General features: G+C 59.3%; 13 protein-coding genes and 1 pseudogene. 7 read left to right on the plus strand and 7 right to left on the minus strand.

Annotated features, from left to right (window positions below; all coding sequences use genetic code 11):
• Window positions 1–133 precede the first annotated feature (133 nt).
• From lptG to TERRO_RS11275, 3 genes are read left to right on the plus strand one after another with little or no spacing between them, the layout of a single operon-like run.
• The gene (gene lptG / locus TERRO_RS11265; RefSeq protein WP_342612444.1) at window positions 134–2,377 is read left to right on the plus strand and encodes an LPS export ABC transporter permease LptG; all 2,244 of its coding nucleotides are present in this window, start codon (window positions 134–136) and stop codon (window positions 2,375–2,377) included.
• Window positions 2,378–2,433: 56 nt separating this feature from the next.
• Complete coding sequence (locus TERRO_RS22060) at window positions 2,434–3,120, plus strand: FKBP-type peptidyl-prolyl cis-trans isomerase (protein WP_014786124.1); 687 nt, start codon at window positions 2,434–2,436, stop codon at window positions 3,118–3,120.
• Window positions 3,121–3,133: 13 nt separating this feature from the next.
• Window positions 3,134–4,882: an ABC transporter ATP-binding protein gene (locus TERRO_RS11275; RefSeq protein ID WP_014786125.1), complete on the plus strand. Its 1,749-nt coding sequence runs from the start codon at window positions 3,134–3,136 to the stop codon at window positions 4,880–4,882.
• Between the two features lie 38 nt (window positions 4,883–4,920).
• Here the strand turns inward: TERRO_RS11275 and TERRO_RS11280 are convergent, their stop codons facing one another.
• A complete protein-coding gene (locus TERRO_RS11280; RefSeq protein ID WP_014786126.1) occupies window positions 4,921–5,676 on the minus strand; it encodes a DeoR/GlpR family DNA-binding transcription regulator in 756 nt (251 codons plus the stop codon).
• 60 nt (window positions 5,677–5,736) lie between these two features.
• Between TERRO_RS11280 and TERRO_RS11285 the strand changes: the two genes are divergently transcribed.
• Window positions 5,737–6,357: an NUDIX domain-containing protein gene (locus TERRO_RS11285; protein WP_014786127.1), complete on the plus strand. Its 621-nt coding sequence runs from the start codon at window positions 5,737–5,739 to the stop codon at window positions 6,355–6,357.
• Between the two features lie 23 nt (window positions 6,358–6,380).
• Here the strand turns inward: TERRO_RS11285 and TERRO_RS11290 are convergent, their stop codons facing one another.
• Genes TERRO_RS11290 through TERRO_RS11295 form a run of 3 tightly spaced genes read right to left on the minus strand, consistent with a single transcriptional unit; the run spans window position 6,381 to window position 7,799 of the window.
• On the minus strand, window positions 6,381–6,902 hold the full coding sequence (locus TERRO_RS11290) for an SDR family NAD(P)-dependent oxidoreductase (protein WP_342612445.1): 522 nt from the start codon (window positions 6,900–6,902) through the stop codon (window positions 6,381–6,383).
• Window positions 6,835–7,110: an SDR family NAD(P)-dependent oxidoreductase gene (locus TERRO_RS23875; RefSeq protein ID WP_342612446.1), complete on the minus strand. Its 276-nt coding sequence runs from the start codon at window positions 7,108–7,110 to the stop codon at window positions 6,835–6,837. Before TERRO_RS23875 ends, TERRO_RS11290 begins: the two co-directional genes overlap by 68 nt.
• Before the next feature lie 2 nt (window positions 7,111–7,112).
• Window positions 7,113–7,799: a hypothetical protein gene (locus TERRO_RS11295; protein ID WP_014786128.1), complete on the minus strand. Its 687-nt coding sequence runs from the start codon at window positions 7,797–7,799 to the stop codon at window positions 7,113–7,115.
• A 225-nt stretch (window positions 7,800–8,024) separates the two neighbouring features.
• On the opposite strand from TERRO_RS11295, the gene TERRO_RS11300 reads away from it, so the two are divergent.
• The 3 genes and pseudogenes from TERRO_RS11300 to TERRO_RS11310 all read left to right on the plus strand — a co-directional run bounded on the left by TERRO_RS11300 (window position 8,025) and on the right by TERRO_RS11310 (window position 11,805).
• Window positions 8,025–8,318: a co-chaperone GroES gene (locus TERRO_RS11300; protein WP_014786129.1), complete on the plus strand. Its 294-nt coding sequence runs from the start codon at window positions 8,025–8,027 to the stop codon at window positions 8,316–8,318.
• A gap of 106 nt (window positions 8,319–8,424) precedes the next feature.
• Window positions 8,425–10,097 (plus strand): annotated as a pseudogene (gene groL / locus TERRO_RS11305) (chaperonin GroEL).
• Between the two features lie 475 nt (window positions 10,098–10,572).
• On the plus strand, window positions 10,573–11,805 hold the full coding sequence (locus TERRO_RS11310) for an acyltransferase family protein (protein WP_014786130.1): 1,233 nt from the start codon (window positions 10,573–10,575) through the stop codon (window positions 11,803–11,805).
• Window positions 11,806–11,937: 132 nt separating this feature from the next.
• On the opposite strand, the gene TERRO_RS11315 is transcribed toward TERRO_RS11310, so the two are convergent.
• The 3 genes from TERRO_RS11315 to TERRO_RS11325 all read right to left on the minus strand — a co-directional run bounded on the left by TERRO_RS11315 (window position 11,938) and on the right by TERRO_RS11325 (window position 15,143).
• Window positions 11,938–13,158: a zinc-dependent alcohol dehydrogenase gene (locus TERRO_RS11315; protein ID WP_014786131.1), complete on the minus strand. Its 1,221-nt coding sequence runs from the start codon at window positions 13,156–13,158 to the stop codon at window positions 11,938–11,940.
• A gap of 70 nt (window positions 13,159–13,228) precedes the next feature.
• Window positions 13,229–13,870 (minus strand): SRPBCC family protein, encoded by a 642-nt coding sequence (locus TERRO_RS11320; protein WP_014786132.1) that lies wholly within the window; start codon window positions 13,868–13,870, stop codon window positions 13,229–13,231.
• A 334-nt stretch (window positions 13,871–14,204) separates the two neighbouring features.
• A complete protein-coding gene (locus tag TERRO_RS11325) occupies window positions 14,205–15,143 on the minus strand; it encodes a vWA domain-containing protein (protein ID WP_014786133.1) in 939 nt (312 codons plus the stop codon).
• Between the last annotated feature and the right edge of the window lie 88 nt (window positions 15,144–15,231).

Raw genomic sequence — 15,231 nt, forward strand, 5'->3', positions numbered from 1 at the left:
GGAACCGTTGACACCGTGCGAATTCTGACGCGTTACATTTTGCGCGAAGTGCTGTCGCACGCGGTGCTGGGCGGTGTGCTGTTTACGTTTGTGCTCTTCATGCGCGACCTGGGGCGCTATCCTTGAGCTGCTGGTGCGCGGCTCCGCGTCGCTGCATTCGGTGATGCTGGTCTTCTTCTACACGCTGCCGACGACGCTGATCCTGACCATTCCGATGACGGTGCTGGTCGGTATCCTGCTTGGTCTTTCGCGGCTTTCGGCAGACAGCGAAGTCACGGCCATGCGGGCTGCAGGCTTTGGCGTGATGCAGTTTGTGGGCGTCGTCTCGTATGCGGCGGTTGCTGCGCTGCTGGTTGGCCTGTTCAATTCGATGTATGTTGCACCGAAGTCGGCAGCCGCGTTGTTGCGCCTGGAATCATCCCTGAAGACGCAGCAGGCAAGCTTTGAAGTGCAGCCGCGCGTCTTCTACGAGGACTTCAAGAACTACGTTCTGTACGTGCAGGACACGCGTCCGGCTCAGGGCGCGACGCTGTGGCGCCACGTCTTTCTGGCCGATCTGACGGAGCCTGCGGCGCCCTCGATCACCACGGCTGAACAGGCTGTTGTCGTGCCCGGCCCGAGCGCGTCGCTCCGGCTCCACTTCCGCGATGGATCGAAGCACGAGATCTCGCCCAAGGACCCGAACCAGTACGACATCTCCACCTTTACGGAGACGGACACACCCATCCAGACGGGCGCGCAGGAAGACCTGAAGCTGGGCCACGCGGACACGCCGCTGGTCGCGATGTCGTTCGCCGAGCTGTGGCATCGCCGCTTTGAGCCACAGGGTCGCGTCTACATGATCGAGCTCCATAAGCGCATCAGCTATCCGGTCGCATGTATTGTGCTGATGCTGGTGGGCGTGCCGCTTGGTCTGTCGTCCCGCCGCGGCGGCAAGAGCACCGGCTTTGTGCTGACGGTGGCGCTGGTCTTCGTCTACTACTTCTTTTCGAGCGTCGGCGTGGCCATGGCGAAGCAGGGCAAACTGCCGGCAGGCATCGGCGTGTGGATTGCCAACATTGTCTTCTCCATCGTGGGTTTCCTGCTGCTGCGGCAGATGGCCCGCGGCGATGTCGGGATGCGCGGAACGGCCCTGGTACGTGCGCTCTCACCGGTGGGCCTCTGGGTCGAACGGCGTCTGCCCGCCCGCTTCCGCTCGTCGAACGCCGCAGCACAGGCTGCGAAGCGTGAGCGTCCGGCAAGCTATCGACCACTGCGCAACAACCGCTTCCCGCTGATCTTTGACGACTACGTCATGCGCCAGTTCCTGTCGACCTTTGCGCTGGTGCTGGTCTCGTTCGTCGCGATCTCGATCATCTTCAACTTCTTCGAACTGATCGGCGACATCTTCCGCAACCGCACGCCGCTGATCACCGTCGGCGACTACCTGCTGAACCTGATCCCGTACATGCTCTACAACCTGACGCCGCTGTGCGCGCTGCTGGGTGTTCTGGTGACGCTCGGTTCCCTTTCGCGGACCAGCGAGTTGACGGCCATGAAGGCCAGCGGCGTGAGCCTGTACCGGCTGATCGCGCCTCTGCTGCTGATCGCAAGTATTCTTGCCGTCGGACTGTACGCCTTTGGCGATTTCTATCTGCCAAACGCCAATCGCCGGCAGGAGTCACTGCGATCGGAGATCAAGGGAAAGCCCGCACAGACCTTCCTGCGGCCTGATCGCAAGTGGATCAGCGGACAGCAGGACACGGTGGGCGAGCCGGCGCGCATCTTTTACTACCAGTTCTTCGATCCGGATAAGAACGTCTTCGCGAACCTGACGGTCTTCGAGTTCCAGCCGGGCAGCTTCCACCTGAGCCGCCGTATCTTTGCCAGCTCTGCGCACTGGGAACAGAAGACGCAGCAATGGGTGTTGGAGAGTGGCTGGGAACGCGACTTCCAGGGCGAAGCCATCTCCGACTACAAACCGTTTGCGCTTTCCGTCTTCCCCGAGATCCGCGAGCAGCCCTCCTACTTCAAGAAGGAGACGCGGCAGTCGCAGGAGATGAGCTTTGGCGAGCTGGACAAGTACATCACGGACCTGCAGCAGAGCGGCTTCGACACCATGCGGCTGCGTGTGCAGCTCAACCGCAAGCTGGCGTATCCGCTGATCACGCTGGTGATGGCGATCTTCGCGGTGCCGTTCGCTTTGACGATGGGCAAACGCGGGTCGCTGGCGGGTATTGCCACGGCCATCGGCATGGCCGTGGCTTACACGGTGATTGCCAGTGTTTTTGAGGCGATGGGGAATGTGAATGCGCTTCCGCCGATGCTGGCGGCGTGGTCGCCGGACCTGCTGTTTGGCATGGCGGGTGGGTATCTGCTGCTGAAAGCGCAGACCTGATCGCGGTTTCGCCGCATCGTGCAGACCACTCGTAGAATCAAATGCGAGGATTGTTCATGCGAAACCTTGCACCAGCGCTGCTCGCAACGATTGCCATGGCAGCGACCGCACAGACCGCCCCGAAGCCCGCAACCACCACCGCGAAGCCCGGCGCCGCGAAGAGCTCTACCGCGACACACCGGCTGACCGCTCACGTTCCAAGGACGACCATGCCCGATCCCAAAGCAACTGAAGGCACTGCCGCTGTCGGCACGATGCCCGCTGTCACCGGCACGCCGGCGCCGCTGTACGCACTGAAGTACATCGACACAAAGATTGGCGACGGCGAACTGGCTCGCCCGTCGACGCCGCCGTCCAACGTGGTCTTCTACACCGTGCATTACACCGGTTGGACCCTTGACGGTAAGAAGTTCGATTCGTCCGTCGACCGCGGCCAGCCCATCGTCTTTCCGATCGGCCTGAAGCGTGTGATCTCCGGCTGGGACACGGGCTTTGAAGGCATGCATGTCGGTGGCAAGCGCCGCCTTATCATCCCGTACCAGCTTGCTTATGGTGCTGCGGGGCATCCGCCCGATATCCCAGAGAAGGCTGACCTGGTCTTCGACGTGGAGCTGGTCGGTCAGGGCAATACGCAGCAGCCCGTTACGGGCTCGCATTTTGAGCCGCCGACGCCTGAGTCTGCACCCTTAACACCGCAACCCGGCGCGAACCCGGCGGCCAAGCCGGAAGATCACCCGGAATAGAACAGGAACAACCATGCTGGAAAAGCTGAACCCACTGCGTCCCTACCTGAAGCGATACCGCGCCCAACTGGCGCAGGGCGCAGTCGCGGTGCTGCTTTATAACAGCTCGAAGATCGTGATGCCGTTGCTGATCGGCCGCGCCGTGGATGGCATCGTCCACCACGGCGCGGAGTCGGTCATCACGCGTACGGTCTTTCTGTTGATCGCCGTCGCTGCCGTTGCGGCGGTGTGCCTGTATGCCACGCGATGGATCATCATTGGCGCCAGCCGCGAGATCGAGTTCGATCTGCGCAATGACATGTTCGGCAACCTTGAGAAGCAGTCGCTTTCGTTCTTCCACCAGCACCGTACGGGCGACATCATGGCCCGTGCGACGAACGATCTGAATGCGGTTCGACAACTGCTTGGCCCGGCAATCATGTACTCCGCCAACACCGTTGTCTTTACGGCGGCGGCGCTGCCGTTCATGCTGCACATCTCCAGCCGGCTGACGCTGTTTGCGTTCCTGCCGTTGCCGATCGCTTCCGTCGTCGTGCAGCTGATGGGCCGCAAGATCCACTCACGCTTTGAGCGGATCCAGGCCATGTTCTCGGAGATCAGCGCCAAGGCGCAGGAGAACTTCAGCGGTGCCCGCCTGGTCCGCGCCTTTGCGCAGGAAGAGGCGGAGATCAAGTCCTTCGAAACGGCGAACCGTGAGTACATCCGCCGGTCACTGTTTCTTGTCCGCATTATGGCCATGCTGTGGCCCACGCTTGAGTTTGTGCTGGGCATGTCGATCATGCTGACCTTGCTGGTCGGCGGCCGCGAAGTGGTTGGGGGCCGCATCTCCGCCGGGCAGTTCGCGGAGTACATGGTCTTCATGGTGCAGCTTACCTTCCCAATGCTGGCGCTTGGCTACGTCATCAACCTCTTTCAGCGCGGCACCGCATCGGTCGTGCGTATCGACGAGCTGCTGCGCTGGGAGCCGTCGATCAAGGACGAGAGTGGCCTGTCCATACCCATTGACGCTGTGCCACGCGGCGACATCGAGTTCCGCAACCTGACCTTCGGCTATGGCGACGGCCCGCGCATCCTGGAGGATGTGAACCTGTCGATCCCGGCAGGCAGCTCCCTTGCGATTGTCGGGCCGACCGGCTCGGGCAAGTCGACGCTGGTGAACCTGATTCCGCGACTGCTGGACGCGCCTGCGGGCGAAGTCTTCGTGGATGGTCTGCCCATCCGCGAGTGGCCGCTGACGGCCCTGCGCCGCTCCATCGGCTTTGTGCCACAGGAGACGTTCCTCTTCTCGACCAGCATCCGCGACAACATCGCCTTCGGCGTCGAGTCAGCCACGGACGCGGAGATCGAACGCGCCGCAACCGTCGCACACATCGCGAACGAGATCCTTGAATTCCCCCATGGCTTCGATACGCTGGTGGGCGAACGCGGCGTAACGCTTTCCGGTGGCCAGAAGCAACGGACGTCGATCGCGCGAGCAATCATGCGCGATCCGCGCATCCTGATCCTGGATGACGCACTTGCCTCCGTAGACACGTATACGGAAGAGCAGATTCTGCGCGGACTGCGCGAGGTGATGACAGACCGCACAACAATCCTGATCGCGCATCGCGTCTCGACCGCACGCAGCGCCGACCGGATCGCGGTCCTGATCAACGGTCGCATCACGCAGATCGGCACGCACGACGAACTGCTTGCCAGCGGTGGCTACTACTCGGAGCTGTTTGAGAAGCAGCAGCTGGAAGAAGAGATCGTCGCGAACTAACGATCGCCCGCCCTCGGCCATCAGCGCATAACGATCCGCTATGCGCGGGTAATGGTAATGCCGCGCTTCGCGTAGGGTTCGACCAACGCCTCGTCCACGCTACGTTCCACGATGATGCCGTTTATGTCGGCAAGGCCGACCACTTCGTAAGCCGAGGCGGCGTTCAGCTTCTCAGCAGAAGCAAGAACCACTGTCTCGGCAGAAGCCCGACTCAAGGCGCGTTTCACGGCGGCTTCCTCGTAGTCGCCGGTTGTGAGTCCGACCTTCGGGTGAACACCGGTGACGCCCATGAAGAAGATGTCGGCGTGAATCTTACTGATGGCCTCGACAGCAGATGCCCCGACCGCGACCACGGAATGCTTAAAGAAGCGACCGCCGATCAGAATCACTTCGACGCCTCCGTGGTTCACCAGCTCAAGCGCAATGGTCGGACTATGGGTCACGATGGTGGCTTTGAGGTCGAGCGGTAGATGCCGCGCAATCTCGCGAGAGGTCGTTCCTCCATCAAGGATCGCGACCTGGCCTGGCTGAATCATCGCCGCTGCCGCGATACCGATGGCAATCTTCCCTTCATGCCTGAGCTGTTCGCGACCGGCGAAGTCAGCGACGGCGGGCGAAGCCGGCAGTGCGCCACCGTGGACCCGCTGGAGTAGCCCCTCTCGTGCAAGTTCGCGCAAATCCCGGCGAATGGTGTCTTCGGAGACGTTCATAGACTGGCTCAGGTCTTTCGCAACGACCTGCCCCTCTTGCGTGAGAATCTGGATAATCTGCTGTTTTCGATGCGTCGTGAGCATTCGCTCTCTCTTGCACGATATTACTTGACTCTGCATGAAACTGCACGTTACGGTCAACGTATGAGTCACCAAGCGGCGGTGAATACGGCAAACGAAAAGGTACGGATCAAGGCGGTCGAGACCCTCTCCGACGATTGGTACGTTCTGAAAAAGACGACCTTCGAACTACTTCGCAGGGACGGGAGCTGGCAGCAGCAGAGCCGCGAAACGTATGACAGAGGGAACGGAGCGACCATTCTGCTCTACAACCTGGAGCGAAGGACGGTCGTGCTCACGCGCCAGTTTCGCTTTCCTGCCTACGTCAATGGTCACTCCGGCATGCTGATCGAAACGGCTGCGGGCCTGCTTGATCAGGCAAGTCCCGAAGATCGAATTCGCGCAGAAGCCGAAGAGGAGACTGGCTACCGTGTGTCGCATGTCCGCAGGGTCTTCGAAGCGTTCATGAGTCCGGGATCTGTCACGGAACGACTCTACTTCTTTGTCGCTGAATACGGGAGTGGGTCCCGGGCCACACTGGGTGGAGGCAATCACGAAGAAGGTGAGGATATCGAAGTTCTGGAGCTACCGTTCGAAAAGGCCATGGCTGCAATCGACAGCGGAGAGATTGAAGATGGCAAGACGATCATGCTTCTGCAATACGCATTCATTCATCTCTTCCAGGCCCAGCGAGCCACGCCGTAAGTCTGCGCTCTGGCCCAGTCGGCTCAGATGAGACTCAGGCCACCATCGACCGCCATCACCTGTCCCGTGATGAACTCCGGCGCGGCGGCGAAGAACATTACGGCTGCTACTACGTCCTCCGGGGATCCATCGCGTCCCATGGGCGTCTTCCCTGCCAGCCGCTCCGGCTCGTCCGGCAAACGGATCATGCCGGGCGCGACGCAATTCACGCTGACCTCCGGTGCCCATGCCTTCGCCATCGTCTGCGACAGCATATGCAGCGCGGCCTTGCTGGCGCAGTAGTGCCCGTGCGTGATCCATGGCTTCATGCCACCGAGCGAGCCGATGTTGATGATCCTGCCATGACCGCTGGCACGCAGATGCTGCAAGGCCGCCTGCGCCACCAGGAATGGACCGCGAGCGTTGACCGCGTAGGCGTCGTCCCACTGCTCTGGCGACAGTGCCTCTAGCGGTGCCGACTCAAACATACCGGCGTTGTTAATCAGCAGGTCCAGGTCGCCAAGAAACTCCACCGCCTGTGCGACCGCGCTGAAAAATGACAGCATCCGGCGAGCGCACATCGCACGCGACGGCGTGCGCGCGGACTCCGAGATCTGTGAGTTCCTGGACGACCGCGGCAGACTCCGCATCCAGCGAGCGTGAGGTCACAACGACGTTCGCTCCCGCGGCCGCGAGAGCCACGGCGAACGCACGTCCCAGCCGCCGGACGCCGCCTGTGACGAGTGCACGTCGGCCCCACAGTATGTTGCTCATGCTTAGTTCGAAGGAGAGGAGGTACCGGGCGAGCCGTCGCTGGCAGGCGTGGTATCGCTCGAGGTCTTATTCGGCATCTTGGCCGGTGCTGCAGGCGCCGGAGTGACGTTATGGTCGGCGGGTACCACGGTCGAATCACCCTTGGCCTTCGCGTTCTTCGGCAGCGAGGGCAGTTTGATCACAGGTGCTGTGGCCGGCAGCGGCTTCGGCGTCGAAGACGGGCCCGTATTGCGAATGGGCTCCTGAACGCCGACGCTGCGGTTCATGTCCTTGGCTTCGTTCTCACCATACGCAGAGACCTGCGTCGTCGGCCGCTTCATGCGTACCGTCAACTGCTTCGAAGGCCCATCCAGCAGGATCGTTCCGGCGTAGGTCGTAAAGCCATTCGCAATGACCTGAATGCCCACCTGCGAGCCGGTCGGAATGATGTCGATGAAAGCCTTGCCGTCTGTGCCGGACTTGATCTCGAGATTGCCCTCGTCGTTGCCATCCTTCGTGGGATGGAAGATGACGGCAGCGTTCTCAAGGATCTTGCCGTTCGTGTCCTTGACTACCAGAATCTCAAGGTGGCTGGTCTCGGGCGGCGCCTTGTACTTGCGGCCGTGGCGCTCCGACTGCGCAGGGGCCAGCGTGGCGGCCAGGGTAACAACACTTGCAACGGAGACGAGAAGCGAACGGCGGAACTGCATGGGTGCATTCTACCGCCGCAGGCGCTCGCCTGTCTCCGAGCAGTCACAAACTGAAGTCGTCTTTTGACGCTGCTTGACGTTTACAGACGACCTTGAGCGACATTCACTCATATTTCATTGAGCAGTCTTGACTCTCACTAGGCCACCGCCGTACATTAGCAATCGGAGCGGCGGAGTGCTAAAACGCCCTACCGCCCACCCACACATCAAGGAGAACGAAGAACCATGGCATCGACATTCACACCGCTGCACGACCGCATCCTGGTCCGTCGCCTGGAAGAAGGCGAAACACTTCGCGGCGGGATCATCATCCCCGATTCTGCGAAGGAAAAGCCCCAGCAGGGCACAGTTATCAGCGTCGGCAAGGGTAAGAGCAATGACGAGGGCAAGGTATTCCCGCTCGACGTCAAGGCTGGCGACACGGTCCTCTTCGGCAAGTACTCCGGCACCGAGATCAAGCTGGAAGGCGAAGATCTGCTGATCATGCGCGAAGAAGAAGTCCTCGGAATCCTCAAGTAACCATTGCCCCGAACTCGGGTGCCCCATGTCTCGCTTCTGAGACATGGGTTTTCAGAACTCCGCAATCAACCGCAGCTCTTCGTGAGCGCGAACAAAGGAAAACATAATGGCAAAGCAAATTCTGCACGGTGAAGATTCCCGTCAGGCTATCCTCCGCGGCGTGAACGTCCTGGCGGACGCCGTCAAGGTGACCCTCGGACCCAAGGGCCGTAACGTTGTCATCGAGAAGAAGTTCGGTTCGCCGACCATCACCAAGGACGGCGTTACCGTCGCCAAGGAAATCGAGCTGGCGAACTCGCTCGAGAACATGGGCGCACAGATGGTCAAGGAAGTTGCTTCCAAGACCTCGGACGTTGCCGGCGACGGTACGACCACTGCAACCGTTCTGGCACAGGCTATCTTCCGCGAGGGCGTGAAGACGGTTGCTGCCGGTGCAAACCCCATGGCACTGAAGCGCGGCATCGATAAGGCTGTTGCAGCCATCATCGGCGTTCGCGACAACGACGGTGTGGTTCAGGGCGGCGCCCTGTCCAAGTTCTCCAAGCCCGTCTCTGGCGACATGATCGCTCAGGTCGGCACCATCTCGGCTAACTCGGATTCGCAGATCGGCACCATCATTGCCGAAGCGATGAAGAAGGTTGGCAAGGACGGCGTCATCACCGTCGAAGAGGCGAAGAGCATGGAGACCCAGCTCGACGTCGTCGAAGGCATGCAGTTCGACCGCGGTTACCTGTCGCCCTACTTCGTCACCGACGCAGAGCGCATGGAAGCTGCCTTTGAGGATCCATACATCCTCATCTATGAGAAGAAGGTCTCGTCCATGAAGGACATCTTCCCCTGCTGGAGCAGATCGCTCGCACCGGCAAGGCACTCGTCATCATCGCGGAAGATGTTGATGGTGAGGCTCTCGCAACGCTCGTCGTCAACAAGCTGCGTGGCACGCTGAACGTCGCTGCTGTGAAGGCACCTGGCTTCGGCGATCGCCGCAAGGCAATGCTGGGCGACATCGCCATCCTGACCGGTGGCAAGGCCATCACGGAAGACCTCGGCATCAAGCTGGAGTCCGTGAAGATCGAGGACCTGGGCACCGCGAAGCGCGTGACCATCGACAAGGACAACACCACCATCATCGACGGCGCCGGCAAGGAAGCCGACATCGACGGTCGCGTGCGCGAGATCCGTTCGCAGGTTGAGAAGACCTCGTCGGATTACGACCGTGAGAAGCTGCAGGAGCGCCTCGCCAAGCTGGTTGGCGGCGTTGCAGTCATCAAGGTCGGTGCTGCTACCGAGACCGAGATGAAGGAAAAGAAAGCACGCGTCGAAGACGCGATGCACGCAACCCGCGCTGCCGTCGAAGAAGGCATCGTCCCCGGTGGCGGTGTGGCCCTGATCCGCTGCATCCCTGATGTGGACGCGCTGGTGAAGACGCTTGATGGTGACGAGAAGATCGGCGCCAACATCATCCGTCGCGCCATCGAAGAGCCGCTGCGCATGATCGCCTACAACGCAGGCGAAGAAGGCGCAGTTGTGATCGGTAAGATCACCGAGTCGAAGGACATGACCTTCGGTTACAACGCAGGCACCGACAAGTACGAGGACCTGGTCGCGGCCGGTGTCATCGATCCCACCAAGGTAACGCGCACTGCCCTGCAGAACGCAGCCTCCATCGCCGGCCTCATGCTGACGACGGAAGCCATGATCGCCGACATCCCGGAGAAGGCACCGGCAGGCGGCGGCCACAACCACGGCGGTGGCGGCGGTATGGACGGCATGTACTAAAGCATTGCATGCAGCGGACGCGGCCAAAGCCGCAGACGCAAGTGCGACGAGACAGAAAGCCCCGGAGCAATCCGGGGCTTTTGTTTACGACATGTTTCGGCCTGGACAATTCAGACGCCTACAAAACCACATCCAGATTGGGCACAAGCTCGCGCGCGACAGCTTTGGAGCTGATGAATAACAGTCGCCGAAAGTTGCCAAGCCCCTTCGTGTGTCGAATTAATTTTTTCACAAAATGAATTAGTTATGGGGCAAGGCTGAACGCCAGGAATAATTTTCCGTACTAGGAATTTTTTACTGTAGTTTAGGGCGGTGCCCGAAATCCTCTGCACGGTTGCCGGTCCCAGCTGCCATTTTTCGGGCTACCGCCTTGGCTGCTCCGTGAGGTGAGGGCTCCACCCAAAGAGGGTGGTAATGCTCGGTGGGGAGTCACGACTGAAAAGCGTGATTCCTGTTCATTTTAGGGAGTTTACGTTTGAAAGAATCCAACCCGCTTCCAACGCCCGGCGGTCATCACCGTTTCCATTTGCTAGATGCGCTCCGCGGCCTTGTTTCCGTGCTAGTCGTTTATCTGCACGCACCCGCCTATCTCAACTTGCGAGCTGGGCACGACACAACCCTTGGGGTCGACTTCTTTTTCTGCTTATCCGGGTTTGTGATTGCTTTCTCTTATGAACGGCGCCTGGCGCTGTCACTCACCTTCAAGCAGTTCTTACGCGCACGCCTCATTCGTCTCTACCCGATCTATCTCTTTGGCCTGCTCGAGGGAACCATCTCGTTCCTGCTGGTGATGGTCAAATTCCCTCTTTCGATTGGGGACGTGGGTCGCCTCTCGATTCTCTTCGGTCTACAGACGTTGATTCTTCCTGGCTTCGGCGTTTGGAAGAGCCACCTTCTGTTCCCGCTGAACTTCCCCGCCTGGTCAATGTTTTTCGAGTTGCTGGTCAACATTGCCTTCGCTGCAGCCATTCGTAAAAAAATCGCCAGCAACAAGGCTCTCATTGCGACTTACGCCGTCTCACTCGCGTTGATGATCGGGCTTACAACGCAATACAAGGGCACTGATGTTGGATGGGGTTTGAACGCAGGCCATCTCATCGGCGGCACCGCTCGTGTATGTCTATCTTTTGTCGCCGGAGTGCTCATCCTTCGCTACACCCGTGCGAATCCGCGCAAGAGTTTCTCAGATCGGATCAGCATCTTCGCTTCCCTAGGCATCATCATCGCATTACTGCTGATCCTGCAATCACCGCATCCAGTGTTACGCACCAAGCTATTTCAGCTACTCGCGATCAGCTCTCTTCTACCTGCCACCGTTTATCTCGGCTCGCGTTGTCACGTATCGAAAAGACTCGCGCCTGTCTGCGCTTTCTTAGGGGACATTTCCTTCCCTCTATACCTCATCCATGCCCCCATCATGGTTCTTTTTGATTTGCCTGCAGTGAAGGCACTCCTCCTTCGCCTTCCTTCCTTGCAGCCCCTCGTCGTTCCTTCGGTGCTCTTGATCGCCGGGACAATCTCTTACTTCGTTATGACGTACTACGATCTTCCGGTAAGAGCTTTCCTCCGACGCCAGCAATCACTGCGATCATTGATCTTCCACCTCCCAACCGCTCTCACACGACAAGGCAGCGTCAGCGATCGTAGCGAGCAAGGGCTGGGCCAGCGGTACCGCGATGAAGCAGCAAAGCACGTAGCGATGCTGTAGCTCAAGATGCCTCGTAACTAACTCACGCTACAAAGCACGCATGTCGCTTGAAGCTGGACAAGATGAAGAGATGCAAACGCAGAAAAGCCCCGACGATTCTCGAGGCTTTTTTGTTTTGTTTTGTGTAAAGAACTAAGCAACCACCTTGCCATGCGTAGCTTCGTTCAGTGTGTCAGCCCAAGGATCGATCACGATCTTGGTGACTTGGTCTTCCTTCTTCTGCCACTTGCCGTACATCTCCGGTGCCTGCTCGATACCGATGCGGTGCGAGATCATAAAGCTTGGGTCGATCTGGCCTGCTTCGATGCGCTCAAGTAGCGGTGCGAGATGCGCCTGCATGTGGGTCTGACCCATGTTCATGTGGACACCCTTGCCGAACGCTGCACCAAAGTTCACCTTATCGAGGACGCCACCATAGACGCCAGGGATGGAGATAGTTCCGCCCTTGCGCACGGCCTGAATAGCTTCGCGCAGAACGATGGGACGATCCGTCTCAAGCATCAACGTCTGCTTCACACTGTCATACAGACCGGCCGTCGTGGCAGCGTGTGCTTCCATACCGACAGCGTCGATACAGGAGTCCGGTCCCATGCCGCCAGTGATATCCCGCAGCGCTTCCTGGATGCTGAGACCTTCATCGGTGTAGTCCATGATGGTTGCTCCGCAGTAACCCTCTGCGAGGCGGAGACGCTCTGGGAAGCGATCGATGGCGATGACCTTCTCTGCGCCCAGCATGTACGCGCTGGCGATGGCGAAGAGCCCCACGGGACCGCAACCCCAAACAGCGACCGTGTCGCCGGGCTTGATGTTTGCATTCACAGCAGCCTGGTAGCCGGTTGGGAAAATATCCGAAAGGAAGAGTACCTTCTCGTCCGGGATGTCGCTCTCGATCTTGATGGGTCCCACATCCGCGAACGGGATGCGTGCGTACTGCGCCTGTCCCCCGGCGTAACCGCCGTACAGATGCGAGAAGCCGAAGAGACCTGATCCCGAGTAGCCATACATCGTTTCGGCAACCTGGGCGTTGGGGTTGGTGTTATCGCAGACGCTCCATAGATCGCTTGCGCAGAAGAAGCAGCTACCGCATGCGATGGTGAATGGCACCACGACGCGATCGCCACGCTTCAACTTCTTCACTTCACTGCCGACCTCTTCGACGATGCCCATGAACTCATGGCCCAGGATGTCTCCGGATTCCATCGACGGGATGAAGCCACCGTACAGATGCAGATCGCTACCGCAGATTGCGGTACGCGTGACGCGGATGATTGCGTCCTTGGGGTTAATGATCTTTGGGTCCGGAACATTCTGGACCTCCATGGACTCTTTGCCCATCCAGCAGACTGCCTTCATTGCGTACTCCTTCTAACTTGTCGCGAGTGTTTCGAAATGGTTGACTTACGCAGATCCAGGGCGATGCAGACTACTGCTGGCTGCTGCCCGGCGGCGTGGGGTTGTTCTCGCCGTACATCCACTTCTTGATGGTTCCGCTTATGCCGCGATCGCCATGCGGCTGGCCCTTCACGGTAGGAATCTCGCCCGTCTCTGCGAACTGCTTGAAGTGACGCAGATCTTCCGTCACAATCTGTCGCGGGCTGCGCTTGGCTGTCGCGGCGATCGCATTGCCGAGGGCGCCAGCGGGTACCTTACCCACCTGCACCAGCGTGACGCGTGTGCCCCGCGCTGTCTCTTCAAAGGTGACAACACCACTCTGCTTTACATCGTCGGTGATGGAGCGCCAGGCAATCTTCTTACCCGGGACGAGCTCTGTTACTTCCGAATCAAACTCAACGCGCTTGCCGTCGGCATCATCCGGATCACCCATAACCCAATGACTTACACGCTCACTTACAGGATTTACAGAAACGACATACTCCTGCCACAGGGGAATAGAAACGATATCGCTCCACATGGCGAAGAGAGTCTGAGCGTCCTGACGGATGATCTGCACGGACCGGCCGATGATCTCCCCATCGTCGGTCTTATCGGCCGGAACAAAGTAGCGATTGCCGTCCTGCTGTGCCATGGGAAAGGTATAGTTCGGCGGATTCTGCGGAGTACTCATGGTGGCCTCTGTCGTGGTGGCGTTACTGATTCTCTAGTTGTGATGGCACAACCGCGACTGTGAGCCACCCGCCGAGCGCCGCAAGCAGCACTTTCCGCACGTCATTTTCACCCGCAGCAACACGGCAGCGTCAGAAAGACACAACTGCCGCACTTTGTGTGACTTATGTGCCTGATATCGCACATAAGTCGATCGACTCTAACCGCAAAAGCCGTCCATGGCGCAGCCGCGTCTCGGTGAATCTGATCCGTAAGGATTATCAGAACTAGTGAAGCTACAAACAAAATGGCAACGCGACGAATCGCGTTGCCATTTGCAACTATGCTTTTGAGGCCTATCTGGCGCCGGCTGCGCCTGCCAGTTGCTGTGCGCGTAGCTTGACGCCCTTGGTGTTGGAGCTGACCTTTACGCGCTGCAGTTTGGTGGAGCCGGTTTGAAAGGTAACCAGATAGCTCTCACGCAGCTCAGAGTCGAACTTTCGGAAGTATGGCTCAAGCGAGACCGGGTTGATAGTGCCGCCGTTGAGTGATTCGCCACCTGTGCCTTCGGCAGTCTGGCTCAGATAGCTCTGCCCGCTGAAGCTGGCGAGATTGCCATTCACCTCGCGACGGCCGTAATAGATCGAATAAACGGGCACGCCGGCACGCTGGGCGTCCGTAATGGCCTGCGCGACGTAGGGGCTGTCCTGATTCATTGGGCTCACCGATCCGTTGTAGCGATCGATGCCGCTGGTGATCATTAGGACCACTCGCGCGACGCCCGGATGTACGGGCCACTTCTTCACCAGATCCTGGAGGCAGAAGTATGGGCTGCCGTCGACGCCTGCCATGGAGATGGGGAGACGGATGGCCTTGAGCTCCTGCTCAGCCTCCGTGCTGAAGCCCTGGGGAAAATTAACGCCACCATTGCGCATATAGCCAACGCCGACCGCGGTGGTGGGCGAAACGGTGTTCTTCACAAACGATTCCACTTCATGAAGCTGGATGCCAAAGTTCGAGCGCAGGCCGTCGTCGATCAGCAGCGCGACCTCGGTGCGCACACCGGGCTTGTTCCCAACGCTAAGCGCTTGCAGAGAGCTGACAGGCACTGTCTTGCCGTTGAACTCCAGCTTGAGATCGGAAGGCTGCAACGTGGGCGCGCCGCCCTTGCTCTCCGCACGCACGATGATGCTGACAGGCTTTGGGCCTTCCGTGTATGCATCCGAACGCTGCGCGTTCATGCTGAGTGTGGTGCAGCAGACTAGACCTGCAGTGATTGCCATGGAACGGAACATAGCGAACTCCTTGAAAGCCGCTGACATGGCTCTCTAGATAAGACGCCGTCCATGAATTTTGGATCGATATTTCTACACGCCAATACGG

This window comes from Terriglobus roseus DSM 18391 (genome assembly GCF_000265425.1).
Lineage (GTDB): Bacteria > Acidobacteriota > Terriglobia > Terriglobales > Acidobacteriaceae > Terriglobus > Terriglobus roseus.